The following is a 24,826-nucleotide window of genomic DNA, read 5'->3' as shown; positions in this document are numbered from 1 at the left end:
GAAGAGGGATAAGGCAAGGCATCCGACTCACCCGTGGCGGCGCAACGCCTCTAGATAGGCGATGAGAGCCTTCAACTCAACTTCGTTGATTTCATCCTCGTGAAATGCCGGCATGGCTCCGAATCCCCGTCTGATCTGCGTGCGAACGGCGAAAGCGGGCAACGGCTTGTTATTGAGGGCCGGACCGAGCCCGGCTTCGCCACCGGGGTGGCATTGATGGCAATGGGCCATGAATACCGCCCGGCCTTCGGCGATCGCCGGCGAAGAGATCGTCAGCGGCCCGGCAAGCGGCTCGCTTCGGCGCGCCGAGCAGCTTACTGCTGATGCGGCACAGAGAACAAGACTGATCAGAAGCGCCGTTCGTCTCATAGCGCGTCACGGTTGCCTATTCGTCCTGGTGATTTTCCAAAGCGCGCCGGTGCCGCGCCGAGGCTCCGAGGAAGGTTTCTTCTCGGCCCAGGGTAACCGAACCTTCCCTCCTTGCCCCACCGTCATGACGCCGAAGTCGACGACATACAACGCCGAGCCGTCGGGCGAAAAGCGGGCGGCAATGGGTCGCTCCAAACCGCCGCCGCCGAGCTTGGAGGCGGGTCCGTTGACCCGTCCCCGATTGACCGCGAAGTCTTCCACGATTCCGTTCTCCACGTTCACTCGGACTACTTTGAAGCCGACCGGGGCCAGCACTTTGCCGACCGTCGGCGAGAGATCTCCGAATTGCGCGATAAAGGCTTCCCCGACGTGGCCGAAGAGCGGGCTTCTGGAAAAATCGAACATATTCGAGGAAGAATGCACGCCCAACACCGCAATGGGTTTCGGCGGATGATTGGGATGTTGCGCCAAGAGCAGCGGCGGCTGCGGCTTCCCCGGCGGGATGAAATGATCGTGATGGTCGAGCGCCAACGCGCCATGAAAATCGGGCCATCCGTACCAGGTTCCGGGCTGAACCAACCAGAGAAGATCCCCCGTCCCATGCACCGGGCGGCTCCCACGGTCATCGTAACTGTTGTCGGTGACATACAGCTGTTTGTCAGGCGAGAAGGCCAGGCCGAACGGATTGCGGAATCCCCAGGCCATCAATTGAAGCGGACCGCCGCTCACCGGCGTCTTGAGAATCGCCCCATTGCAGGGAAGTCGTCCGCCAACCACTTGACCAGCTTTGGTGATCGTCCCGAATGGAACGAAAGCTCCCGTCACGGCTTCATCGTCCGCATCGGGAGTAAAGGGATTCATCGAGGTAAAGTTGACCCCGCGCAGCGTCACATCGCGACAGGGGATATCGTGCGCAGCGGGATGGCGCTGCAGCCATCCATACCGATAATTGTCTTCCCCCACGATGCCGCTGTTCGTAAACGTGCCGATCCCAAAATACAGTTGGCTGTCCGGACCGATGACGGGGCCGTTGACATGATGATCGCCGAAACCGGGCAAGTCACTGAGCAAAGGCGTGATCGTGCCGTCCCGCCCCACTCGTAACAGTCGTCCGCCACGATGGGTGCCGCCTTCGGCGATATAGAATGCTCCCTCAAAATACGACAGGCCGGTCCAAGGTCCGTTGTTTTCGCCCTCCGCGATCACCGTGACCTGCCCCTGCGGATCGATGCGCAACAATCGTGGAGTGTCCCACGCTTCGCCGTAGGAATATCCGGACTCGGTGACATAAGGGATGCCGTCGCCGTCAAAGGTCACGCCCGTCGGAAACGTCAGTCCCGTGGCGACAAGGTCTATGCGGTAGGAAGGAGGAAGAGCGATATCGGCGGCGTTGAACGTCCGAGGCCCTTGAAACGTGGCCTGGCTGCCCCCGTCGGAAGGAGACAATTTGAAACATCCGCCGGTCAGCAAGAGAAAGAGAACGAGATACCGCATGGGCAAGGAGAATCCCCCCGAGAGGGCGACCGCGCAGCTGGGAAGTCCCCTAGGGAGACTTCTTGGTTCCTTCTTACGCTTACCACGGATGAGGTCGCTCTTCACCTTGCGCTCATGCACCGGGCGCCGCCCACGATTTCCGGATGCGGCCAACCAGGCGCGTAGGCGCGAGCAAAGAAGAGTGACCGATCACCCAGTCGCTTCTTTCTTCACCGCTTCAAGAATCGCGTCACAGAGTTGTTCCACCGCTGCTTCCTTGGTCATGAGCCGCACCGCCCCGACCGCCCTCATCGCCTCTTCATTTTCTCTCGTCGCGTTCACCGAGATACCGATCACGATGGTGTCCGGATAGCGACGCGTGATCTGTTCCGTCGCCTCGATCCCGTTCATCTTCGGCATGTTGATGTCCATCACCACCACACGTGGCCGGAGCTCCTCGACCAGTTTGACCGCTTCCGCTCCATCCCCAGCCTCCCCGACCACCTGAATATCCGCATAGGCATCCAGCACCGAGCGCAGCCCTTGCCGCACCATCGCATGATCATCCACGAGGATCACCGGCACAATCTTGCGTCCCGTTTGAAGACCCGCATCCTTCTTGTTGCGTGCCGCAGGGGCCGCTTCAAGCTGGAGGGCATCACAGCTTAATCCACTTTCTTCTGCGCTCCGCGCCAGCGGCAAGACCAGCGTCGCCGTTGTCCCCTGCCCCGGAGCGGAGGTAACGGCAAACGTGCCGCCCAGCGCCAGCATCCGCTCCCGGATGCTGTACAAGCCGAACTTAGACGACATCTCGCCGCCAGGCCTGTCCCCAGCAGCAGCAGCAGCAGCAGCAGCAAGATTGAAACCTTTTCCTTCATCCTTCACGGCGATGCAAAGCCGGCCCGCTTGCCGGGTCATGGTGAGCCTAGCCTGCCCCGTCCCGGCATGTTTCGCTGAATTGATCAGCAGCTCACGCACGGACTGAAACAACAGGATCCGTTGGTCTTCCGGCAGGTCCAGCTCCTGATCGTCGGGAACCTCGATCGTCACCCTGTGGTCATGCTTTTTTTCCATGTATTCAGCAAGCCATCTGAGGCTGGCGACCAGGCCATGATCCCGGAGGACCGGGGGACTGAGTTCCGCCACCAGCGTCCGGCTATAGGCCAAGGCGTCGGACAAGATGTCATCGACCTTTTTTAGGATGATTTCACAGGCGGGCACGCCGCTCGCCGCCCGTTTCCCTTGCCCGATGGCCAGCTTGCCGACGACCAGCATCTGTTGCAGATGGTCGTGCAGGTCGGTGGCCAGGCGTTTGCGCTCACGCTGTTCGGCCAAATTCAACTCGCTCGTCAGCGCTCGCAGCCGCTCCTGCGAATGCTGCAGTTCCTGTGTCCGTTCCTTCACCAGTTGTTCCAGCTTGTCGGTCAAGAGCTGCAGTTGCTCCTTGCTGGCTTTCAATTGTTGTTCGGATCGAACGCGATCCGTAATATCGATTCCGATGCCACCGACCAACGGTGGTTCTCCGCCGCTCCGGTGAATGGGAAACTTCGTCACCAGCGAGAAATGGATGCCGTCCGGATGTTCCAAGGTTTCCACCGTTTGGATGCCGCTCGAGCTGGACAGGGCTTCCTTGTCGTGCATGATGAATTGTTCAGCCGTCTCCTCCGAAAACAATTCCTTGTCCGTCTTGCCGTAAAGATCCTCCGCGGGTCTGCGGAACACATGTTGGGCCGCTTCATTCGCATAGCAATATCGTCCCTGCGCGTCTTTCACCCAAGCCAGTCCCGGTAAGTTCCGCATGAACTTCGAGAAGCGCTGCTCGCTTGCCATCAAGGCCTCTTCCGTACGCTTCCGCTCGGTGATATCCGTCCCTATCCCGAGAATCTGACGTACTCCGCCCTCGCGAGTCCGTTGCCACACCACGTCTCGGCTGAGAAACCAGCGGTACGATCCGTCGCGATGCCGCAAGCGATATTCCACTTGAGCGGTGACGCCATTTTCCAGGTCCTTGAAGCTTTCGAAGTGCTGGAGCAAGCGTATGGCATCGTCGGGATGCAACACGGTGGCGATAAAATCGGCTCCGAGGGTGTGGGCTTCTTCCGGGCTATAGCCCAGCACGGCCCCGGTGTGTCGGTTCACATAGACGTTCCGCTGTTCTTGGAGATCGAAAATATACAGTATGCCCGGAAGCACCGAAGTCATCTCACTGATGAATCGATGATTCTCAAGTAGCTGGTGCTCGGCCTGCTTCCGCTCCGTGATGTCGATGTTCGTGCCGACGACCCACTCAGTTGCCCCTTGCGCATCCGTCCGAGCGATTTCCACCGCCTCGATGTGTCGCTCTTCGCCGTCTCGATATCGGCGAATACGAAACCGTCTGGTGCTGGACCCGCAACGACGCACCGTCTCCCACAGGATCCCTTCTTGCACCGGCAACTCCTCCGGCACAACGGCATGGCTCCATGTCTCGTACGGAACAAAACCGTCCGCTGTTGGAGCCGCCCCATAAATCGTGAACATCTGGGTGTCCCACCGAATCCGATTCGTTTTCACGTTCCATTCCCAAATGCCCACCGCTGCCGCGGTGGTCGCCAGACGCAACCGCTCTTCGCTCTGCCTGAGTTGTTCATGCAGGTGTTGCCGACGCAGATCCGAGACGATACAGCAATAGAACCGGCCCGGCTCGACCGGCAGATGACGGGCCGACAGGAGAACGGGAATCGACTCCCCGCTTGCGCTGACGAAGGCCAGTTCCCGCCGGCTCGGTTCCCCGTTGGCCTCGCGTATCAGGTCGTCCCATTGCGATTGATCCGCCTGCGCCACAAATTGAGACAGTTGCCCGCCAAAGATCTGTTCCAACGGCAGGCCGACGAGATCGGCGAACAGATGGTTGGCATAAACGATGAATCCGTTCTCGTCGATGGTCACCGCGCCTTCATTCATGTGTTCGACGAAGACCCGGTACGGGAAGTCGGCTCCTTGGAGCGAATAGATCTGCTCGCCCTTCGGTCCCTCGACAACCAGGGCATCGACGCTGCCCGTCCTGATGGCGGTGAGGACGTCTCGCGCCTCGTCAAGTTGCGCGCGCAGCTCCTCGTTCTCTGTGACGAGGTCCTCGTACGATTTCTTCTGGTCGTTCATGTCGCTTTGGTCTCGACCGAGACGCCCAAACGCCGCAAACTCCCCGTCGTATCCGACAAATCACCGATGAGTCGTCGCAGCGGTGGCGGGACCGTTTTCAACAACGTCGGGGTCGCGAGTATTTGATGCTTCGCAGCCAGTCCCGGCTGCTGATAAAGATCGATCACTTCGAGTTGATACTGACCCTTGAGGTACGTCTCGCAGATCTTCTTGAGGTTGACGAGGGCCGCGCGCGAGCGGGGTGTCATCCCGCTGATGCAGAGCCGCAAGACATACACTTGTGCATCCGCCTTGGCCAACGCCCGGTCGTATGTGGCCGTCTTATCCCGCGGCTTCTTGGACATCGCGCCTTTCGCTAATCGTCCATGATGAGGTTCAATCGCCGGCCAGGTTGTCTCAAAGACATCGGATGCCGAGTGGTCATCATCGTGGCCTCAAATCCAAGCCTACCAACACCCGCTCCGCGTTCGACAGATCCCCGATGATTTTACGCACTGGTTCGGGCAGCTTTCGCACCAAGGTAGGAATAGCCAGGATTTGATCTCCCTTCGCGAGCTGTGGCCGTTCGAGCAGGTCCACGAGCTCGATGTCGTACCGGCCTGCCAGATGCTCCTCGCAAATCTTTTTCAAGTTGGCGAAGGCGGTCAGGCATTTGGGCGTCTGCCCGGCCACATACAGCCGCAATTCCCACTGTTTAGCGCGCTTCTGCTCGCGCCCGGTCTTTGCGTCCGCGACCGCGGCCCTGTTGTTGACGGAGATGTCCATTATCAGTCCCTTTCCGTAGTGACCCGCTGCCGTTTATCCTGTCGCCGCCGCGCAAGGCCGACAAGAGTTGCCGTTGTTTGCCGAGGACCCGCTCGGCGTTCTGTCCCTCGTTGATCAGCGTTTCCAGCTCGGAGGCTTCGGCCTCATACGCATCACGCAAGGACGCGATTTGCACCTCCATCGCGGTCCGTTTGCGCTCGAGTTCACGCTGCTTCCGTGCGATGTCGTTGTAGCGGACCAATTCTTCGGCCCGATCCCGTTCCTCCTGGATGGTGCGCGCGGTCCCGGTGAGGACACCGGACGTCCCGATATACGCCTCACGCAGGACGGCACCATGGCTCGTCAACACGAATTCCCGCACTTGGTTGGAATGGGGCATGCCGCGGGATTTCAGGATGTACAGTCCACGATTGCGTTCCCCGTTGCTTTCCAGGTTCCGCACCAGCAGCCAGGTGTCCATCAGCGACGAAATGCCGACTTCCGTCCTTTCGGGATCGTCCGTTTGAGAGGTCAAGCTCGTGAAGACGGCGGTGATGCCTCGAGCCTTGAGAAAATCCACGAGTCTCGTCAACATCGCCTTCGCTTCCGAGGAGGTCCCGATGTCAGTGAGGTTCGACACGGGATCGATGGCCACGATTTTGGGAGCAAACTCCGCGATCTGCTTATGCATGGTGGCTAAATGGGTTTCCAGGCCGCGGAGGTGTGGACGGGCCGGATGAAAGCGCAGGAGTCCTTGCCTCACCCAGCGCTCAAGATCAAACCCGATCGACTTCATGTTCCGGATGATCTGTTGCTGCGACTCTTCGAAGGGAAAGTACAGACAGCGTTCTCCTCGTGCACAGGCTGCATCCACCAGGTGCACGGCCAGGGACGTCTTGCCTGAACCGGGCGTGCCGGACACCAAGATGCTGCTTCCGCGGTAGAGCCCTTTTCCTCCCAGCATCTGGTCCAGCATCGGGATGCCGGTCGAGAGGCGGCCGGTCGGCGCCTCATGGTCCAAGCTGAGCGACGTGATCGGCAACACGGTGAACCCGGTGTTATCGATGAGGAACGGGTATTCGTTGGTCCCATGCGGGGAGCCGCGATACTTCACCACCCGCAGCCGTCGCGTCGACATCTGATCCACCACCCGATGGTCCAGCAGGATGACGCAATCGGAGACATATTCTTCCAACCCGTGGCGAGTCAGCATGCCGTCGCCCCGTTCGGCCGTCACGATCGCCGTCACGCCGCGATCCTTCAGCCAACGGAAGAGGCGGCGCAATTCGGCGCGCAGGATGTAGTGGTTCGGCAAGGCGGCGAACAAGGTTTCGATCGTATCGAGCACGACGCGTTTGGCCTTGATCCGGTCGATCGCATGGTCAAGACGAATGAAGATTCCTTCGAGGTCATAGTCGCCTGTTTCTTCAATTTCGCTCCGCTCGGCCCGGACAACGTCGATCATCAGAAGCTTCCGTTTCACCAAATCCGCTACGTTGAACCCGAGCGAGGCGACGTTTTGCAGGAGTTCTTGTTCGCTTTCCTCGAAGGACACGAACAGCCCCGGCTCCCCATACTCTTGGACGCCGCGAATGAGGAATTCCATGCCCAGCAGGGTCTTGCCCGAGCCGGCTCCTCCTGTAATCAGCGTGGTGCGTCCCTTCGGCAGACCGCCGTCGGTGATTTCATCCAAGCCTGTGATCCCGATAGGCGATTTGGCGAGCACACGCTTTGGGTTCGATTCTTTAGCATTGGTAGATGACATGACCGTCTTTCCCGCAGGCAGGCTACAGGTGAGTATCCCTTCTTACTAAGAAGAATCCCGAGAAGGGACGACATAGTAACCCATGGCATTAATGGGCTAGCCTAGGGGGATCCCTAGTTATTCAAGGTCGGTTTCATATGTGAACTCATACGAGCCATATGGCTATCTCTTAAGTATCCGTGGTTCGTTACTTGCCATGCTTCCAGGAACCGGGTGATTTACGACCGAGCCAGGATGGCACCCGCCACCAATACGCCCAAAGCGATCAGCAGGGATAGGCGGGGGAGCCAGCGCGCGGTTTTGAAGATAAAGTGCTGTCCGGTCGTTCGTTGCGATTTCGGAATGATACTCACCTGGCTGACTCGCGGACCGAATAGGAGGTCATGCAGCAAGGTGAGGACCAGCAACAGGGGACGAGCGTCCGTTTCAGAATGAAGGTATTCTAAAATAAATTAGGGTTTCCGAGACAACCGCTCATGTAAGGGTCGCGATCAGAGCGTTGCGTTGAGGGGGTCTCGGACTTCTAAGAACGAGAAGCGATGAAAATCCGCGTCCCGCGTATAGATTCGGCTGATGCCATGTTCCCGCATCAATACCGCCGTATGCACATCGTGCAACAGATTTCCTGCGAGGTGCGGGGTCTCGCGAATCGTCTGATGTGCCACCGCCGCATGGCGTTCGCTCGCGATCAGAACCCCGAGTCCAGGGGAGGCCAGCAGGGCTTCAACAAACTGCCAGGCTTGATCCGCCGTCCATGGCTGCCGTAGCACCCTCGGGTGCGTGGAAACCCTGAGGAACTCATAGAGAATGTTCCAGGTCACGTACCATGCCGATTCTTGACCGCGCCATTCCTCTATGAGAGCTCTGCACTGACGGTGGGCTGAGGCGTCGGCATCCGCCGCGTAAATGAGCACGTTCGTGTCGACAACGAACACTAGCGGCCTTCCATGGACTGGTACAGCGCATCGCGGTCGGCGATCTCGACAAGGTGTCCACCGCTCTTAAAGGAGGGGAGCGGCGGAAGGGCATCCCGGCGTCTCTCAGTGCGAAACAACGACCTGAGTGCGCTCTCAACCAGCTCGGACATGGTCCGTCCCTGTCTGACGGCTTCTCGTTTAAGCTGCGCCATGACGGAGGCATCAATATTCAAAGTTGTTTTCATATGGCAAACCATACTCAACATATGGCTGTATGTCAAGTGGCGTAGATTTCCTAGCCAATGTACCAACTGCGCGGAATCAGAACTCTTACGACCGGGCCAGGATGGCACCCGCCACTAAGACGCCCAACGCGATCAGCAGGGATAGGCGGGGGAGCCAGCGCGCGGTTTTGAAGATAAAGTGCTGTCCGGTCGTTCGTTGCGATTCCGGAATGATACTCACCTGGCTGACTCGAGGACCGAGTAGGAGGTCATGCAGCAAGGTGAAGGACAACAATAGGGCGACCAATGTCAACTTGACCGTGACGATTCCAGGCCATACGGTCGGGGTCATCACGCTGAGGCCTCGGTGTGAGAGGAGCATCGGACCGGTCACCAAAAGAATCGCCATCGCAACCCACACGATAGGACGAAACCGCAATGCGGCGGATCGAAAGAGGGCCATGAATTCCGGCGCGGCCTTCCTGCCCCTGACCAACGGGGCCAAGACGAACGAGAGAAAGATCATCCCGCCGATCCAGCTCACGGCGGCCAGGATATGGAGGACGACCAGGGTGGAATACATGGGCGACCATTCTAATCGATCCGAAGAGGAAAAATCGTCATCGGATAAACGACTTGTTCCCGGGCATTGACTCCTGGAGACCTTATCGGTACAGAACATCATGAACCGGCGATGGCCCATGTGCGGCCTGCTGCTCACGATGTTCGTCGGGTGCTCACTTGCTTCGGCGATCGGCGCGGCGAAGGATGACTCGGTGTATGAACGTCTCGCGGCTCTCGCCCGCCACTCACCGATGCTCCCTGTCGCCGAGGGGAACTTTCTCATGGGGACCGCCAGAACGGGGCACGATCTCTACAGTCTCGATCTTCCGTACGATGACACCGAACTACCGCAGCGCCGTGTGTGGCTGGATCGGTTCGAGATCGATCGTGACGAGGTCAGTCTCGGAGAGTTTGTCCGGTGGTTACAACAGCAGCGCCGTCCCATTCCGATGGAGATACGCAAACTGATCGACCATATGGTGACCGTCCATGCCGTGCCGCCCGAAACCCTCTCACGGTGGCCGGCGCTGTACGCGACATGGGCCGAAGCCTCCGCGTTCTGTCATGCACAACACAAGCGCCTGCCGACCGAAGCTGAATGGGAAAAGGCCGCCCGCGGAGACAGGGGCAACCTCTTTCCTTGGGGACAGAACCCTCCTGCGCCGGGCTTGGCCATGTTCGGACAGTATCATGTCCATGAAATCCCCATCGTGTCGGCGGTCGACAGCGGCGAGGAGGGCCGGAGTCCCTACGGCCTGCACCACATGGCCGGGAATGCCGCCGAGTGGGTCGAAGATTGGTTTGGGATCGATTACTATGTAGTGATGCCCGAGCGCAATCCGCGCGGCGTGGGGCACAGTCGCTATAAGGTGGTGCGGGGCGGCTCGTGGAAGAGCGCTCCGCCGTTACTGCGAACCGCGACGCGAAGCGGCGCATCACCGGAACAACGGACGGCCACCATCGGGTTTCGCTGTGCCACGTCGTCCGGTAAGGGAGGATAACACTGCCGTATGAAGCCACTGATGATTCGGGGATATCTTGTATTGGCCCTCGCGGCGATGAGTCTCATCCCGAACGTTCCGCCTTCACTCGGCGCGGTGGTAGACGCTCCCGATGGGAACGGCTGGAAGGTCTATACGAACGCTCGTTTCGGTTTTTCTCTCCGCTATCCGGATGACTGGAGGCTCGGAAATCCTCTGCCGGACGGAATCGGAGTGACGCTGTACCCTCCGTTCGAGCACAGCCTGGTCGCGTTGTCCGCCCACATGAATGTGGTGAGCGGCAGCAGCCAGGACGGACGCCAGACTCTCAAGGAATTCGCCGACGCCCATCGACGTATCATCTCCGATCTGTACGGACGGAAATCGGTCGCCATCAAATGGCGGCCGGATCAAGACACGAAGTTGGCCGGATTTCCCGCGAAACAAGTGACCTTCACGTACTCCGACAGCAAGCAAGGCAATGTGGTGGAGCACCACATCATGTCGCTCGGCCGCAACGAAGGGCGCGGCATCCGGGTGAAAGTCCCCCTCCCTGACGAAGAGCGGCTCATGTCGACGGTCAAGAAGATGCTCGAGACCTACCAGCCGGGACGAGATCAGAACGCGATCAGCCCCCTCGCACCGAGACCTTGAGGCCGGTAACGCGACGATGAACGGTTCGCGGACCTTATTAGGATGCTGAAAAAATATGCAGTGCGCTCACAGGCGTACCGCGCTTTGTTCGGCACAACGTGGACCTCGAAGGCTCAACATACCGCAACGGGAGAGAACTGCCTGGAGCTCGCGGGACAGGGCTACTCACTCGCGGTTTCATGAAACCGGATTCGGCCCGGAGTGGTCTCATCATTTCGCTTCAAATGAGAAGTCGAGCGAGACCGACTCGTTCGGTTTCACGGTGATATCCCGCTCCTGAGTTCCCAGAATCGGGTGCCAGGCCTTGATGTGGTAGGCGCCGGCGGGAATGTCACCGATGGCAAACGATCCATTGACGTCTGTGACCGCATAGTACGGATTGTCGATCGCATAGCCCCAATTCTGCATGTAGGGGTGCATGCCGCACTGCATGGTGAACACCTTGCGCCCTTTGACCAGTTGCACGATATCGGTCGTTCCACTCACATGGAGCGCGGGCCGATGGAGAACGATATCGACGCCTGACTGGTCGTACGCATAGCCTTGGATGTCGTGGGACACCGGATCCCGATTGAACACCGTGACGCGGCGCTTGTCGCTGACCACGGTGACGAACGGCAGGAACTGGCAAATCGTGGCTTCCACCTCGGCATCGGTGAACGTAAACGGCTTGCCTTTCTCGATGCCTTCCACCACCACGACGACATCCCGGAGGCCGCCGTCCGACCCGACATTGACTTCCTTGAGGAGCCGATACCCGTTTCCATCCGATAGGGCGCCGCAATACGCGCGGTCGTAATAGCGACGCAGCTCGAACGCTTTGGGAGCCGGCACCGTCCCGGTGAAGGTCACTTTCCCTCGCACCGCCGCCCCGTCCGTCACGGTTTCAGACTCATAGGCTCCGACATCCGGTCGAAAGCCGAAGGTCAGGATCGCCGATACACAGACCGTAAGCCCTACTCCTCCCAGGATCGCGTGTCTCATGTCTCCTCCGGTCGCAAATTCTAGTGGGTTCAATGTTGTGTCTCGGCGGGTGGATTCGCGTGATCCAACCGTCGCGGCAATTCGAACAGGAACTGGGACTGTTCCGTGAAAATCAACCGACGAAATTCTTCCGACCACTTCCCTTGTTTACTCACCGTCTTGAGCGGAAAACGTTCGGCCTTGGTCACCCACCGATAGTATTGCCGAGTCTCCCCCTGTTCAGCAACCGTGACTTCAAATAATTCCGTCGGATGCCCGTTCAGCGTCTCGTCACCGACGAACTCGCGCGAGACCTCGCCGTCCATCTTCTCCGTGACGGTCAACAGGTGGTCAGCCGAGATCGGGACCTCGAGGTACTGCCGCCGCTTTGAGAGGATGAGCCACGAATGCTGCTTATCCATCCGAACGATCATGATATTCGCGCCTCGTTGAGGTTGCGCGTACTCAAACCGCCAACGATCGTCCTTGGCGTTGACATGGGCCGTGACGACGGACTCTCCGCTTTTTACGATCCGGTCGGCCGAAAAATCAAGCGCGATGGCTGTCGAACTCCCCAGGAGAAAGATCGACATCAACCAGAACAGAACCCTCCCGATCGGTGAGGGTAAACCGGGTCGTTCCATAATTAGTATGTACAGGATCGTCCCGGATCGGTTCAAGCCGTCACTCGCCGATAACGCAAACGGGAGAACCCGGCCCTGACGAACCGGATTCCCCCGTTCTGAATGGCCCGATCGGCCTACTTCGTCGCTTTCTTCGGAGCCTTCATGGACACCGGCGTGGACTTCGCCAGAGACTGATCCTTGGCCTGTTGAGTGGACGGAACCCGGCCGCTCAACGGAAGAATCGCCCGACTGTCCCGATCCAGCACCTTCAACATGCCCCAGTGTCCGGCATCGAGGTACCCGGGCCGTTGGTTCAGCCAGAGGTAGTCGCCTGCCACACCGTTCGGCCCACCGGCTCCACCGTGCAGCCAGGCATTGATGACCTCAGACCCCCCGAATTCCATGGTGCTGACGAGATCCGCCCCGGCCATATAGGGCTCATGCTTCCACTCATGGCCGGAGACACTGAACAGCTGAACCTGTTCACTGAAGGCCCCCAGCACGTGAATGACGACCGGATCTCCGACGTGCGCTGCAATCGTCGGCGTCACCGGCTGATCCCCGGCCTTCACACAGGCAAAGACCTCGCTGTACGCGCAGCCTTTCTCCGTGCGGTAGTCCGTCGGCTCCGACCGGTAGTTCACCGCCGTCACGCCCGCCACTTTTTGGATGTACGGCATGAAGCTGGTGCCGATGATATTGTCTTCGTCCTGGAACAGGAGCGCAAACGAGCGGTAGTTCTGCCGCTTTTCGTTTCCTGACACAGTCCGATCGACAATCACATCCGCCCTCCACGAGCTCTTCTGGCCCAAATCGTCGCCGGTCACCGGATCGCGATACTGCGATCCTTTCGGACCGATGATGACGGCGCCGAAGAGTCCGTTCCGCGGATTTTCGATGACGTTCCCCCAATCCTGAATCAGCGCCGCGTTCTCGCCGAACTCCGGATGGGCATAGAAGGTATAGGTTCGGCTTTGTCCCGGTGCGACCGTCTGATCGCCGGGATTGTTACCGGCATTGATGCCCATGGATTCCTTGGGGTCATACGCGAGGTTGTCCACGTGGAACCCGGCACGGTCCTTGGCCATCTCGTTTCTTAAATTGATCTTGATGCAGTCCCCAACATTGACATGCAGCGTCAACGGGCTGGGCTCAAGGTTGCCCGACGCGACCTTTGTCTTTTCGCCTTCAAGCACATACATCTTGCCTGTCTCATTGCCCAGCACCATCTTGCGCTCCAGATCAACTTCTATCGTCCCAGGCGTGCCTCTGTTGTATCGGATCGCCTTGTCGATAGCCGAAACGTTGAAGCTCTTCACCGGTGCATCAGCAGGACAGACCGACTTGGCCGACTGTGGAATCTCGTTGCGCCCAGGCAGAGGCTTCAATGTCGCATCCGCCTTGTCGAGCACGCGGACGATCCCCCAGCTGCCTTCGACGAAGTGCGACGCCCGACCGCTATAGTACAGGTAGTCGCCCGCCATCTGTTGCGGTCCGCCGGCGGCCGGAATGGCCGCATCGTACCGTTCCCCGATCACCACGTGCAGTGAGCTGCGTGGGATGGAGTTCTTGCTGTACCGCTCCATCGGGAACCAGTGACCGCTGATGTGCCAGGAATGCACTTCATTGGCGGATGTTTCAAGCAGCCTGACCACCACTGGATCACCCAGGTAGGCCCGCAGCATGAGCGTATCCGGATCTCCGTGAATCCGACTGCTGAACAGCTGCGACGGATCGGGGTTATTAGCTAAGCGGACAGACAAGGGCTCAATCCGCATGTTGTACCCGCCACCGGTCGTGGCTTCGCCGCCGTTCAAGAACTTCATCGGCGAAAGGTTCAATTTCGCTGGATAGACCGCCGACGGCGTCCCATCCACAGAGATTGCGTTGACCCTCGCTTGTGGATTGTCGGCCGTAATCAATTCCGCCGTCCGAGGGTTGGAATCCATCACATGGGTCACGATCTCACGGAACGACCCCTTGATATGGGCGGAGACCTGTTCGGTCGTATGAATGTCCGCGACAGGGCCGCTCCTGATTTCCTTACCCGTGACGGGATCATGATAGGTCGATCGCGGCGGCTCCGTGATGAATGAGGCATACTGCCCGTGCCCCCACGAGTCGAGTCCAAACACATGGTCATGCCAGAACGTGGTACCGAAGTCGGCGTCCACATACCAGCGCTCGCGGATCCACTCGACCGAGGCAATCTCACCCTTCTTATGGGCATGCTGCAATGGCCGCTCGAAGGTGATCGTATTGCCGTCGATCTTGCTGATACGGGCTGACTCGAATCCATTCACTTCATCCATTCCCACGCCCAGTTCCGTCTTAACGTGGAACTTTGACGCATCCTTGACCTTGATGTTGGTTGCCCCCTTGGCGGCATCCGCCTCGATCGTCGTGTTCATCGGGACCGGCATGCCCTTCCCTGGGTGCTCGTCCTTTAAGATCGTGAATGGACGGAGCGACATCTCATAGGAGAAGCCGATGATGGGTCCATCCGAGGCTTGCGTGTCGAACTGGAACATGTGCGGATGCAGGTTCGTCTTGCTCGAGAACCCTTGCCGTGCATCGTCTTTCAGCTCGCTCTTATAGACAACGTCAATACAGTCCTGCACGTTTCCGCGAATGACCAGTGGAAACTGCTTCGCCCGATTCTTTCGGACCTCAGCCTCCTCTTCATGCAACACATAGAGCAAGCCGTCCGGATCGACGATCGCCGGCGTCTTGGCCGTCGCCGCCTTCAACGTAATCGGCAAGGTGATGGCGTGAATATTGAAGAATTTACGCGGCGCGCCCTCGGGGCAGAGGCTCCAAGGCCCGTTCTCGCCAGGCTTGGCGGGCTCAGTTGAATTACTGCCATCGTCACGCCGATGAATCGGCTCCAACCAGGGCGCCCCGCTATGGCTCGGCGAGAATGGCACCCGCCTGCCGAGATGCGGCCGCAGCCACGGCCACGACAACTTTCCACTCCGTGGATCGAAGAGGATCTCCTGCCGCTTGCCAGGAGTCGTCGACTTATAGTTCACCCATTCGTACGTCGTTTCAGGCTCGCTCAGCGCTTTCGCCCCGTCCCAAGTCCAATCATTGACCGTCGAGTCATAGGCCAGGGTTTGCTCCTTCTCCGTGTTCTTGTGCCCTGGTTTGCCCTGCGGCGGCACCTGCATCTCGACCCAGTCCTTGATGGAGACCTTGGCCGGATTGGCTTTCCAATCCGTCTTGTCCTTCGTGATCTCGAATTTCTTGCCACCGTACCAATCGACCGTTTGACCAACAAGCTTGTCGCTCGAAATACCCGTTCTCATACGACCGACACGGTCCGGCAACTCAACCAATGGCTTCATCACATCGGTCTGGAACCCTGGCGCCTGCAAGGTGTTGTAGACGCGCCAGAACCCCCACATGCCCGTCACATAGTGCTGCGGGATGTGGCAGTGGAACACGAACTCGCCGGCCAGCGCTTGCAGACCCCCGGAACCACCTTCAATGACCTGATCGTAGACTTCCGTCGGTCCGATGGACTGGACGTCCAAACGATCCGACGTGTCGCTGATCAAGGGGAACTTCACCGGTCCGTTTTTGGAGACGGCGAAATCCAGCATACTGTTGCCCGGTTGGCGTGCCCAGCGGATGGACCCCCCGTGCAGATGGTGGGAGTGAACGATCTCCGACCCACCCGCCATCCGGAACTTGGCCGGATCGCCGAGATAGGACCGGGGAATCGTGGTCGCCGGATCACCGAACGTATAGGATCCATAGGCCATGGATTCATCGCCATAGAACCCCATGTGCGCTTGGAGTTCGATACGTGTGCCGTGCGGCTCACTCCGATAGTTCAGCAGCCTTGCCCCAGGACGATAGGAATCGGTATGGGGGTCACGCTGCGGGAGCATCTCCCCCTTCTTGTTCAAAATCCGGAACGCCTCGTCTCCTGCCTCATGATAGAAGATCGCGAACTCACGAAAATCCGCCCCATTCGGATCTTCGATCATCGCTTCCCAGCCACTTGTCAGAGGTTGACCGTCGAACGGGCTGAGATAGCGGGATCCACGCGGTTCTACCACCAACATGCCGATCAAGCCCAGATTGAACTGTTCACGCGAGGCGTGCGACCGGAAAAACCGCGCACCCTCTTGTGTGTCCGGCTTGATGTACCATTCAAGACTTTGCTCTTTCCCCGCCGCCACGGTCGTATCCGGATTCGACGGAGTCGCCGGCTTGCCGGTGGAAGAGACCACCATCGACGAGCCGTTGATCACAAGATTGGTCGGCTCGTCAGCAATCCGATTGTGGAGCGTCATCTTGAGGCAGTCACCCTGATTCGCTCTGATGACCAGCGGTTGGATGACATCACCCTGCAAGCCGTTGGACACGGCACCGGGGTCATTCTCCTTCTCCCGCGCCTCTTTATTCGCTGTCTCCTCGGCCCGCGCTTTGTCCAGATTTTCGTTCAGGACATACATGTACCCGGGAAAGTAATCGAGGAACCGGCTCAGCGTGATTTCGATGTTGATCGCCGAGACGTGATATTCCTTGACGGGTGCATTCGCCGGACACCGCTGTCCGTTCCCCACGGCGACCTTGGAGGGGTCCTCCGCCACCAGCAACACGCCCTGTTGCATCATGTGGCTGTTGGCGCCTGTGCTGTACCCTCCCTTCTTTCCGATAAATTCCTGCTGCCGCTTAATTTCGTCCATCATGCGGTCGTGCAGAATCGCTCCCCCTTCACGATAGATGACCTTTTGCGCGGACGCCTGTCCCGCATCTCCCTGATGACTGTGCCGCTCTGCAGCAAATCCCATTGGCGCGAAGGCGAGGCTGCTTGCCAGCGCCAAGATTTGGAAGCGCAGCATCTTGCCGGCTCTCCTCTGCTCCCGACTTTGTACAAATGGAATGGACCTCATGACTCGGCCTCCTCTTTCGATATATCGCCTCACCAGGCGACCGGTTGAAATGATGCTCCCGAGGATTCTCAATGGTCCTCTCTCGATCATCCTATGAAATGAGGACCGGCCTCCGAACAACTTCCGGCCTCGATTCTCAGGAGGGATAAGAGCTGGTGAAGGGTTCCTTCTTGCGAAGGAATGGGTCATTCGGAGGCCGGTCCAAAATCACCCAGACCCTCACCAGCATTACTTTCGTAGGGCAATCACCGTGCCTTCCCTTCGCCGCATGCCTCATTGATCAAAATGTGCCGTTGTAACGGGAAGTTACAAAAGATTCGACGACCGAGAAGTCATCATTTCAATGTGAGGAAATTTTCTACGAATAAGACGCCAACCGACCGAGAAACTATTCATTTGTAAAAAATCAAAATGTTATGCTGTCCAATTACTTGGACAGGATCTAGGGGGATCCTGGGGCAGGACGGGGCAATGTCAATGCATTGAGTTGGAGCAAGAGCTTCCGTCCTCGGCTTTTCATAGCCGGACTACCGGTCCTGGTGAGCGATAAGAGGAGCGGTCGAATTGATTTCGCTAACCGGGGGTCCTGCTTTGCCAAATCGGTCAAGCCCTGCATCGCGAAGGTCTTCACGATTCGGCTTTCATCCTTGACATACCGTCGAAGCAACGCCAGCACAATTACCCGATCTCTTTTCGACAACGTCAAGCGAGGCAGCATCTGGGCCAAATGCCATCGCAGCTCTTGCTGTGTTGCCCTGCCCGCCAACGTGATGAGCCGCGCTTTGAATGGGCGAAGCCACTCAGGATTCATCTCGGTGAGTTTTTCGACTGCATCGGCGGCACGCATGCGGACAAGCTCGTCCGCATGGTGCATGCCCCCAATCAGGACGGGAAACAGTGCCGGCTGTCGGCGCACGAGTGCCACGACATGATTGGAGCGGCCGATGGAACGCCGATCGCCGCCCTTCAACAGATGTAAGACCGTCAGTGTGTCCATATGACCTGCTTGTAATGGCAATATCCCTAAAAACCAATGGCTCCATACATACCGGCTGTCCGGAAATCGTTCATCGTGTTAGTTAGACCGGAGGTCAGATGGAAGCGACTGTCGCGGCTGAGCCACAATTCGCTTTCACATGCGAATCGAAGGAGGTGGAAAAAGGCAACGAGGAGGTTAGTCGATGCTATAGGCCCGAAGCTTGTTGTAGAGACTGGCCCGGCTGATTTTGAGCAACTTGGCCGCCTTCAACCGATTTCCCGCGGTCTTTTGCAACGCGTCAACGATCCGGATGCGCTCGGTCTGCGCAACGGCTCCGCGCGCGGCTGACCGCAAACTCTCGTCTTCGGCCACGATCCCACCTGACATCAAATCGTCGCATATCAGCCATGGTCCGCCGGTCGTCACCACGGCCCGTTCGATGTAATGCTGCAATTGCCGGACATTGCCGGGCCAAGGAGCGTCGCGCAGCGCCCGCATCGTTCGTTCCGCCACCTGACGCACGGGTTGATGATGCCGAGGGCACGACGCGGCAACGAAATGCTGAACCAACAGCGGAATGTCTTCCCGCCGCTCGCGCAGCGCCGGCAAATAGAGCGGCAAAACCGCCAATCGATAGTAGAGATCCTGCCGAAACGTCTTGGCCTTCACCAATTCGGACAAGTCTTTGTTCGAGGCGGAGATGACACGCGCGTGAATCTTGATCGACCTCGTCCCGCCGACCGGTTTGATCTCCCCCTCTTGCAGCACGCGCAGCAGCTTCGCTTGAAAGATCGGCGTCGTATCGGCAATCTCATCGAGGAAAATCGTCCCTCCGTCCGCCTCTTCGAAGAGCCCCCGCTTGTTGGCGACCGCCCCCGTAAAGGCGCCCTTCACATGGCCGAACAGCTCGCTTTCGAGCAGCGTTTCTGGCAATGAGCCGCAATCGACGACGATGAAGGGTTGATCCTTCCGATTACTGAGCGCATGGATCGTTTTCGCCAAAAGTTCTTTTCCCGTTCCGCTCTCGCCCTGGATCAGGACGGCGGCCGAGCTGTCCGCCACGAGGCGGGTCATGTCGAACAGCTGCCGCATGACCGGACTCCGACCGAGCAAATCCCCCAACCGATCCCCTTGGGCCTGATCGACGGAGTCCTCGGGCGTCGATCGATGAGGAGGTTTCGGTGCAGGTTGAAAGAGGACCAGCATCGAGGCCACGGCTCCGTTCGCATCCGCCAGGGGAAAGGCCTGCTGCATTCCACAGGCCGTGCCGTCTCCTTCACTCGCACAGGACACACACTGCACTCCCGGCGCGTCGAATACCTTTATGGCCGGACAGGTCCCGCAGGGGTCTGTCCGATGTGCAAACGCTTCGTAACACTTGGCGTGAGGCCGCGATGGTTTTGCAGCCTGGTCCGTGGACCAAGCCGCTTCATTCGCGTAGACGACGTTGAACGATCGATCCATGACCGCCACCCGGTCGGACAGACCCTGAGCCAACTGTTTGATCGCTTCGACTCGTGCGGCAATGACGGGGTCAATGAGCGCCGGTTGATTGGAGCTGCCTGAGTCAGACAAGGTGCTCTCGCTTCCGGAGAATATATCCTCTCTGCTCACACATGACAGTGGATAAGCAAATAGCTACGTCATTCGTCCGACCGGCCGGACGTGTCAGCTATCGGCCCCACTTCCGTGGCCGAGCAATTGTTGCACACACTTCTTGAGATCGGCAAGCCGCACCGGTTTGTCGAAATAGGCAGTGGCTCCCGCCTTGAGTACCCGTGCTTTCAACGCGGCATCGCCGAACGCGGTCATGACGACGATCGGACAGGCGGGTGCCACGGTCCGCAACCGGCTGATGTAATCATCTCCTCCCGCCGGCATCCGAAGGTCCGTGAGAATCAGATCCGGTACCGATTGCAGCACCGCGAGAAACGCTTCGTCTCCATTGCGGGCTTCACGGAGTTGATACCCCGTTCCCCACAACTCATCGCACAGCAGACTGCGCATCTCTCGGTCATCTTCCACAATGAGCACCATGGCGGCTCTTCCTTTTGCTACCGTTGACATGCTCTGCTCTCATTCCGTCATGTCGCTTGCCTGACCCATGCCCGATTACCAGCAAGGAAGATGCCGACACGAGCCGTTCATGGGGATGGGTCGGATTCAAAGGAATCCTGAGGGAAATTGATTGTGAAGAAGGCCCGGTGGCGAGAAACACCACGATGAAGGGAGGCCCTATCGTAGCGAGATGCCACAGCGGGCCAATAGCAGTCAGCTATCAGCTTTCGACCGTCTCTCTGGCCTGAGAGCTGATCACTGACAGCTGACGGTTATCCGTTATCGGCTTGCGGCAGCAGGATCGTAAACGTCGTGCCTTTTCCTTCTTCGCTCTCCACGGTGATGGACCCCTGATGTTCCTCGATGATGCCCTTGACCACGGTCAATCCCAATCCGGTCCCTTGGCCGAAATCTTTTGTCGTAAAGAACGGCTCGAAGATTTTCCTGACCACGTCTTTGGGAATTCCGTGGCCGGTATCGCCCACCGTCAGTTTCACCGTCTGTTTTTCCGGACCAAGACCGATTCGCAACGTCCCCCCGTCCGGCATGGCATGCACCGCGTTCATCACGAGATTGATGAAGACTTGACTCATCTGATCGGGATCCGCCAGCACCCTTGGGCAATCAATGTCCAACGACAATTCGACCACGACGCCGTTTTTCGCCAGCCGTTCTCGAAACAGTTCCAGGCCGTCCTCAACAATGTCCTTCAAGAGGTGCGGGGCACGTACCGGCGGCTTGCGCCGTGCAAAGGCGAGCAGTTGGTTCATGACTCTGGTAATCCGTTCGACCTGGGTGACGATGGTCTGAAGCCCCTTCTTGACCGGCTCTTCCGTCACGCGATCCATCAAATATTCCGCGCGGCCGAGGATGACGTTCATCGGGGTCCCGATTTCATGCGCCATTCCGGATGCGAGGGTGCCGAGCTCGGCGATTCGCTCGGTCTTTCGCAATTGGTCCTGCAGCCGTATGCGTTCGCTGATGTCCCGGAGCATGACCAGGATGGCCGGCCCTTCTTCATCGACGAACCGCGCCGCGCTCACTTCGACATCGATCGACGTACCGTCCACCCTGACGATTTGTTCCTCGATCATCGGGACGGGCGGGCCGCCCTCCAGCAATTCATGGATACGCTCGCGCACGGCATCGTGAAAATCGGGATGAAACAGGTCCATGGGAGGCTTTCCCAAAATCTCCTCCGCCTTCACCGCGCCGAACAGTTTGATAGCCCGGTCATTGGCGAAAATGACGCGGTCTCCCCGGTTCACCAGAATCGCATAGGGCGAAATGGCGATCAGACGCCGGTAGCGTTCTTCGCTCTGCCGCAGCAAATGTTCGGCGCGCTTCCGCTCCGTGACGTCCGTGACGAAGCCCTCCAGATAGCTCAGTGTGCCGTCCGGTGCATAGATCCCCTCTCCCCTCTCCCAGACCCATTTCACCTCGCCGGACTTGGTCAGGATACGATAGGTCATCTCGAAAGGTCGGCGTCGTTCCAAGGCGGCTTGCACTTCCTTCCATACCTGCTCACCGTCATCCGGATGTGTTTTCTCCCCGCACGTGACGGTCTTCTGCGACAGGTACTCCTCGACCGTGTATCCGGTCAGATCGAAGACTCCTTCACTGATGTACTGCAAGGTCCAGTCACGGTCGTTGCGGCAACGATAGACATAGCCGGGCAAATTGCCGATCAAGGTGGCCAGCTGCCGCTGGCTCTGCTGGAGGTTTTCCTCGACCTGCTTCCGGGCGGTGATGTTGAGATGTGCGAGCACCACCCCGCTGGCGTCTTTCAGCGGAGTGACGCGAAGCAGGAACCATCTCGGTTCGTTGGGCGAATGGCACGGATATTCGGCACTGAAGGTCGTCTGCTTTCCTTCAAGAACCTCCTGGATACCGCGAAGAATCGACTCGGCGGTCGAATCTCCGTTCGCGACGGCTCGCCGGCATACCTCCAGATAGTTGTCCCCCACATCCCCGGCGGTCGAAGCGGAATCCGAATTGTCTTCGGCGAACCTCTTCCAAGCATCATTCGTCCTCATGATGGTTCCGCTCTTTTCCAACACGCAAATGTGCGCCGGGAGGGAATCCAGCACGTCACGAGTGAATGTTTCCTTCGCTTGCAGAATCTCCTCCGATTGTTTCCGTTCGGAGATGTCGCGAAGAATGACGGTATAGTATTGCTTTCTCTCGACGGCGATATGCGAGATGGCCGCTTCGATCGGAAATTCTTCTCCGTTCGAGCGAAGTCCCTTCACCGTTCCCAATTGCCCCATCTTCCGGCTCGTCACACCGGATTGTCCGAACGTCTGAACATGGTGACGATGGGCCTCGCGGAACCGTGCGGGCAAGAATCGATCGAGCGGCTGTCCGAGAGCCTCTCGAAAAGGACAGGCGAACATGTGTTCGGCGGCTCGGTTGAACAACACGACTCGCTGATCTTCGTCCACGGTTATGATCGCATCCATGGCGGATTCGATGATCCCTTCCAACCTGAGTTGGCTGACCAGGAGTCGCTCTTCCGCATCTTCGCGGCCGACTGCGGCACGCACCGCCTCCCGATTCGCGTGGTAGCGCGCCTCCTGCGCCTCCATCATCAGCCCTTCGGCATGGGCCTGTTCAACCAACGCCGATTTCAGCTGGTGCTGAGTGCTCTTATATCGGATCAGTCCGATGGCGATGACCCAGATGACCGCCGTGCCCAAGATACGGTTGAACAGGGCATAGGGCATCGGGAGACCGGACGGACTTATCAAAACGTCAACCCACGTCAGTAGCGTGACAACAGCGGCAAAGTAGAACGGGTCCCTCGTGCGGGGAGATGCATACGTGAGCAGCAACGGAACGACATACAGAATCGATAGGGCTACGCCCACCGGAGTCAGCAGGTCAAAGGCAAAAATGCCTATCGTCAGAAGAGGAATCGCCCAGGGTGCACTACGCATAGCGAGACTGCCGACACCATTCATGCGATCCATCCCGGCCTGGGTCAGGATTATTCGACTTCAATCCTGATTCGATGATCGGTAAAGAGGTTGTTACTCCTCCGGATGAGGCTTGCCTTCGATCTCGGCGAGTTTACGATACAGGGTCTTGCGGTCGATGCCAAGCGCGTGGGCGGCCTGATATTTGTTGCCGCCGGTCTTTTCCAACACCTTCTTGATATATTCTTTCTCGAGCTCGTGCAGGGGCAATGTATGCTCGGCGGCTTCGTCCAGCACCCGCCGATCCCCACGGGCCCCTTGCACCGCCCCGGGCAGATCATCCGGTGAAACCTTCTCTCCTCGACTGAGCGTCACGGCCCGTTCGATGACGTTTTCCAGTTCCCGCACGTTACCGGGCCAGGCATAATCCATCAGCATGGCCAGCGCCGCCTCGCTGACACCCTTGACCTCCTTCCCGCGGGCCTCACCGCACTTCTTGAGAAAGGCCTCCACCAGAAGCGGAATATCTTCGCGTCGCTCTCGGAGCGGCGGCAGCTTCAACTCGATCACGTTGAGTCGATAGTAGAGGTCCTCACGGAACCGCTTGTTCTTCACTTCCTCGCTGAGATTCAGGTTGGTGGCCGCGATGATGCGCACATCCACCGAGATCGGCTTGGTGGCTCCCACTCGCCGGATCTCCTTTTCCTGAATGGCGCGGAGGATTTTCGCCTGCAGCATGAGCGGCAGCTCGCTGATCTCATCGAGGAACAGCGTGCCTTTCTGCGCTTCTTCGAACAATCCCCGCTTGTCCACCTTTGCATCGGTGAAGGCGCCTCTCATATGCCCGAACAGTTCGCTCTCCAACAGCTGCTCTGGAATCGCGGCGCAGTTGACCGGGATGAAGGGCGCCTCTTTCCTGTCACTGTTGTAGTGAATGGCCTTGGCGACCAATTCTTTCCCGGTTCCGCTTTCTCCCGTGATGAGCACGTTGGTCGGACTATCCGCCACCCGCCGAATGAGATCGAAGACCGCCTGGATCGCCTTGCTCTTGCCCAGTATTTGATGAAAACTATATTCCTTGTGAACTTCTTTTCTGAGCCGGCTCACCTCGCGCCGTAAGGCCGCTTCCCTGATCACCCGTTCCACGACGCGGATCAGCTCGTCCTTCTTGACCGGCTTGGTGAGATAATCGTTCGCTCCATGTTTCATGGCCTCGACCGCCGTCTCCACCGATCCGAAGGCGGTCATGAGGATCACGTTGATCTCCGGATGGTCTCGCTTGACCTGGGTCAGCAATTCGAGCCCCTGCATACCTTTCATCCGAAGATCCGTCAGGACAACGGCATAATCTTCTTCGGTCAATCGTTTCAGAGCTTCCTCGCCGCTCCCAGCCGTGGTTACTTGATGACCCCGGTCTTTCAGCATGTCGTAGGCCAATTCCCTCATATCTGCATCGTCGTCGACGACGAGAATGGCGCCCCATTCTTCTCTCATTTCCTACTCCACCTAGGTATTGCCTGTCCCAAATTGCTACTGCACACCAG

Annotated in this window: 19 protein-coding genes and 1 pseudogene; 2 read left to right on the top strand and 18 right to left on the bottom strand. The window is 58.5% G+C overall.

Features of this window, described 5'->3' with window-relative positions:
* Window positions 1-27: 27 nt before the first annotated feature.
* From A4E19_04635 to A4E19_04590, 10 genes and pseudogenes are all read right to left on the bottom strand, one after another.
* Window positions 28-369, bottom strand: a complete 342-nt coding sequence (locus A4E19_04635) for a cytochrome C (GenBank protein OQW32655.1) — start codon at window positions 367-369, stop codon at window positions 28-30.
* Window positions 370-375: 6 nt separating this feature from the next.
* On the bottom strand, window positions 376-1,863 hold the full coding sequence (locus A4E19_04630; GenBank protein ID OQW32654.1) for a glucose dehydrogenase: 1,488 nt from the start codon (window positions 1,861-1,863) through the stop codon (window positions 376-378).
* A 189-nt stretch (window positions 1,864-2,052) separates the two neighbouring features.
* On the bottom strand, window positions 2,053-4,983 hold the full coding sequence (locus A4E19_04625) for a hypothetical protein (protein ID OQW32653.1): 2,931 nt from the start codon (window positions 4,981-4,983) through the stop codon (window positions 2,053-2,055).
* Entirely contained in the window at window positions 4,980-5,327 is a 348-nt protein-coding gene (locus tag A4E19_04620; GenBank protein OQW32652.1) for a hypothetical protein, read from the bottom strand. Before A4E19_04620 ends, A4E19_04625 begins: the two co-directional genes overlap by 4 nt.
* Before the next feature lie 79 nt (window positions 5,328-5,406).
* Entirely contained in the window at window positions 5,407-5,748 is a 342-nt protein-coding gene (locus A4E19_04615; GenBank protein OQW32651.1) for a circadian clock protein KaiB, read from the bottom strand.
* A gap of 40 nt (window positions 5,749-5,788) precedes the next feature.
* A pseudogene (locus A4E19_04610) lies at window positions 5,789-7,492 on the bottom strand (KaiC 1).
* A gap of 218 nt (window positions 7,493-7,710) precedes the next feature.
* Window positions 7,711-7,899, bottom strand: a complete 189-nt coding sequence (locus A4E19_04605; GenBank protein OQW32650.1) for a hypothetical protein — start codon at window positions 7,897-7,899, stop codon at window positions 7,711-7,713.
* Window positions 7,900-7,983: 84 nt separating this feature from the next.
* Window positions 7,984-8,427: a hypothetical protein gene (locus tag A4E19_04600; GenBank protein ID OQW32649.1), complete on the bottom strand. Its 444-nt coding sequence runs from the start codon at window positions 8,425-8,427 to the stop codon at window positions 7,984-7,986.
* Window positions 8,427-8,675 (bottom strand): hypothetical protein, encoded by a 249-nt coding sequence (locus A4E19_04595; GenBank protein OQW32648.1) that lies wholly within the window; start codon window positions 8,673-8,675, stop codon window positions 8,427-8,429. Before A4E19_04595 ends, A4E19_04600 begins: the two co-directional genes overlap by 1 nt.
* A 64-nt stretch (window positions 8,676-8,739) precedes the next feature.
* Complete coding sequence (locus tag A4E19_04590; GenBank protein ID OQW32647.1) at window positions 8,740-9,336, bottom strand: hypothetical protein; 597 nt, start codon at window positions 9,334-9,336, stop codon at window positions 8,740-8,742.
* Between A4E19_04590 and A4E19_04585 the strand changes: the two genes are divergently transcribed.
* Window positions 9,335-10,198: a hypothetical protein gene (locus A4E19_04585; GenBank protein ID OQW32646.1), complete on the top strand. Its 864-nt coding sequence runs from the start codon at window positions 9,335-9,337 to the stop codon at window positions 10,196-10,198. The two genes, A4E19_04590 and A4E19_04585, sit on opposite strands and share 2 nt — an antisense overlap.
* Before the next feature lie 9 nt (window positions 10,199-10,207).
* Complete coding sequence (locus tag A4E19_04580; GenBank protein ID OQW32645.1) at window positions 10,208-10,831, top strand: hypothetical protein; 624 nt, start codon at window positions 10,208-10,210, stop codon at window positions 10,829-10,831.
* A gap of 210 nt (window positions 10,832-11,041) precedes the next feature.
* On the opposite strand, the gene A4E19_04575 is transcribed toward A4E19_04580, so the two are convergent.
* From A4E19_04575 to A4E19_04540, 8 genes are all read right to left on the bottom strand, one after another.
* The gene (locus tag A4E19_04575; GenBank protein ID OQW32644.1) at window positions 11,042-11,815 is read right to left on the bottom strand and encodes a hypothetical protein; all 774 of its coding nucleotides are present in this window, start codon (window positions 11,813-11,815) and stop codon (window positions 11,042-11,044) included.
* Between the two features lie 29 nt (window positions 11,816-11,844).
* Window positions 11,845-12,438: a hypothetical protein gene (locus tag A4E19_04570; GenBank protein OQW32643.1), complete on the bottom strand. Its 594-nt coding sequence runs from the start codon at window positions 12,436-12,438 to the stop codon at window positions 11,845-11,847.
* 116 nt (window positions 12,439-12,554) lie between these two features.
* Window positions 12,555-17,327, bottom strand: coding sequence for a hypothetical protein (locus A4E19_04565; protein ID OQW32642.1), 4,773 nt, complete (start codon window positions 17,325-17,327; stop codon window positions 12,555-12,557).
* A gap of 442 nt (window positions 17,328-17,769) precedes the next feature.
* On the bottom strand, window positions 17,770-18,324 hold the full coding sequence (locus A4E19_04560; GenBank protein OQW32641.1) for a hypothetical protein: 555 nt from the start codon (window positions 18,322-18,324) through the stop codon (window positions 17,770-17,772).
* Between the two features lie 177 nt (window positions 18,325-18,501).
* Window positions 18,502-19,881 carry a hypothetical protein gene (locus A4E19_04555; protein ID OQW32640.1) on the bottom strand — a complete coding sequence of 460 codons (1,380 nt, stop codon included), beginning with the start codon at window positions 19,879-19,881 and terminating at the stop codon, window positions 18,502-18,504.
* 93 nt (window positions 19,882-19,974) lie between these two features.
* Complete coding sequence (locus A4E19_04550; protein OQW32639.1) at window positions 19,975-20,343, bottom strand: hypothetical protein; 369 nt, start codon at window positions 20,341-20,343, stop codon at window positions 19,975-19,977.
* Between the two features lie 293 nt (window positions 20,344-20,636).
* Window positions 20,637-23,336 carry a hypothetical protein gene (locus A4E19_04545; GenBank protein OQW32638.1) on the bottom strand — a complete coding sequence of 900 codons (2,700 nt, stop codon included), beginning with the start codon at window positions 23,334-23,336 and terminating at the stop codon, window positions 20,637-20,639.
* A 60-nt stretch (window positions 23,337-23,396) separates the two neighbouring features.
* Window positions 23,397-24,776 (bottom strand): Fis family transcriptional regulator, encoded by a 1,380-nt coding sequence (locus A4E19_04540; GenBank protein ID OQW32637.1) that lies wholly within the window; start codon window positions 24,774-24,776, stop codon window positions 23,397-23,399.
* Window positions 24,777-24,826 lie beyond the last annotated feature (50 nt).

Origin of the sequence: Nitrospira sp. SG-bin1, from assembly GCA_002083365.1 — a bacterium.
GTDB lineage: Bacteria > Nitrospirota > Nitrospiria > Nitrospirales > Nitrospiraceae > Nitrospira_D.
Note: the sequence above shows the minus strand (reverse complement) of the source record. Positions and strands in the feature narration are given on the sequence as shown.

Excerpts from the sequence above, each read along its gene's own strand:
- A4E19_04540 (OQW32637.1), bottom strand. The coding sequence starts at position 24,776 with ATGAGAGAAGAATGGGGCGCCATTCTCGTCGTCGACGACGATGCAGAT.
- A4E19_04595 (OQW32648.1), bottom strand. The coding sequence starts at position 8,675 with ATGTTGAGTATGGTTTGCCATATGAAAACAACTTTGAATATTGATGCC.
- A4E19_04545 (OQW32638.1), bottom strand. The coding sequence starts at position 23,336 with ATGGATCGCATGAATGGTGTCGGCAGTCTCGCTATGCGTAGTGCACCC.
- A4E19_04575 (OQW32644.1), bottom strand. The coding sequence starts at position 11,815 with ATGAGACACGCGATCCTGGGAGGAGTAGGGCTTACGGTCTGTGTATCG.
- A4E19_04565 (OQW32642.1), bottom strand. The coding sequence starts at position 17,327 with ATGAGGTCCATTCCATTTGTACAAAGTCGGGAGCAGAGGAGAGCCGGC.
- A4E19_04630 (OQW32654.1), bottom strand. The coding sequence starts at position 1,863 with ATGCGGTATCTCGTTCTCTTTCTCTTGCTGACCGGCGGATGTTTCAAA.
- A4E19_04620 (OQW32652.1), bottom strand. The coding sequence starts at position 5,327 with ATGTCCAAGAAGCCGCGGGATAAGACGGCCACATACGACCGGGCGTTG.
- A4E19_04580 (OQW32645.1), top strand. The coding sequence starts at position 10,208 with ATGAAGCCACTGATGATTCGGGGATATCTTGTATTGGCCCTCGCGGCG.
- A4E19_04615 (OQW32651.1), bottom strand. The coding sequence starts at position 5,748 with ATGGACATCTCCGTCAACAACAGGGCCGCGGTCGCGGACGCAAAGACC.
- A4E19_04585 (OQW32646.1), top strand. The coding sequence starts at position 9,335 with ATGTGCGGCCTGCTGCTCACGATGTTCGTCGGGTGCTCACTTGCTTCG.
- A4E19_04635 (OQW32655.1), bottom strand. The coding sequence starts at position 369 with ATGAGACGAACGGCGCTTCTGATCAGTCTTGTTCTCTGTGCCGCATCA.
- A4E19_04570 (OQW32643.1), bottom strand. The coding sequence starts at position 12,438 with ATGGAACGACCCGGTTTACCCTCACCGATCGGGAGGGTTCTGTTCTGG.
- A4E19_04590 (OQW32647.1), bottom strand. The coding sequence starts at position 9,336 with ATGGGCCATCGCCGGTTCATGATGTTCTGTACCGATAAGGTCTCCAGG.
- A4E19_04550 (OQW32639.1), bottom strand. The coding sequence starts at position 20,343 with ATGGTGCTCATTGTGGAAGATGACCGAGAGATGCGCAGTCTGCTGTGC.
- A4E19_04625 (OQW32653.1), bottom strand. The coding sequence starts at position 4,983 with ATGAACGACCAGAAGAAATCGTACGAGGACCTCGTCACAGAGAACGAG.
- A4E19_04560 (OQW32641.1), bottom strand. The coding sequence starts at position 18,324 with ATGGACACACTGACGGTCTTACATCTGTTGAAGGGCGGCGATCGGCGT.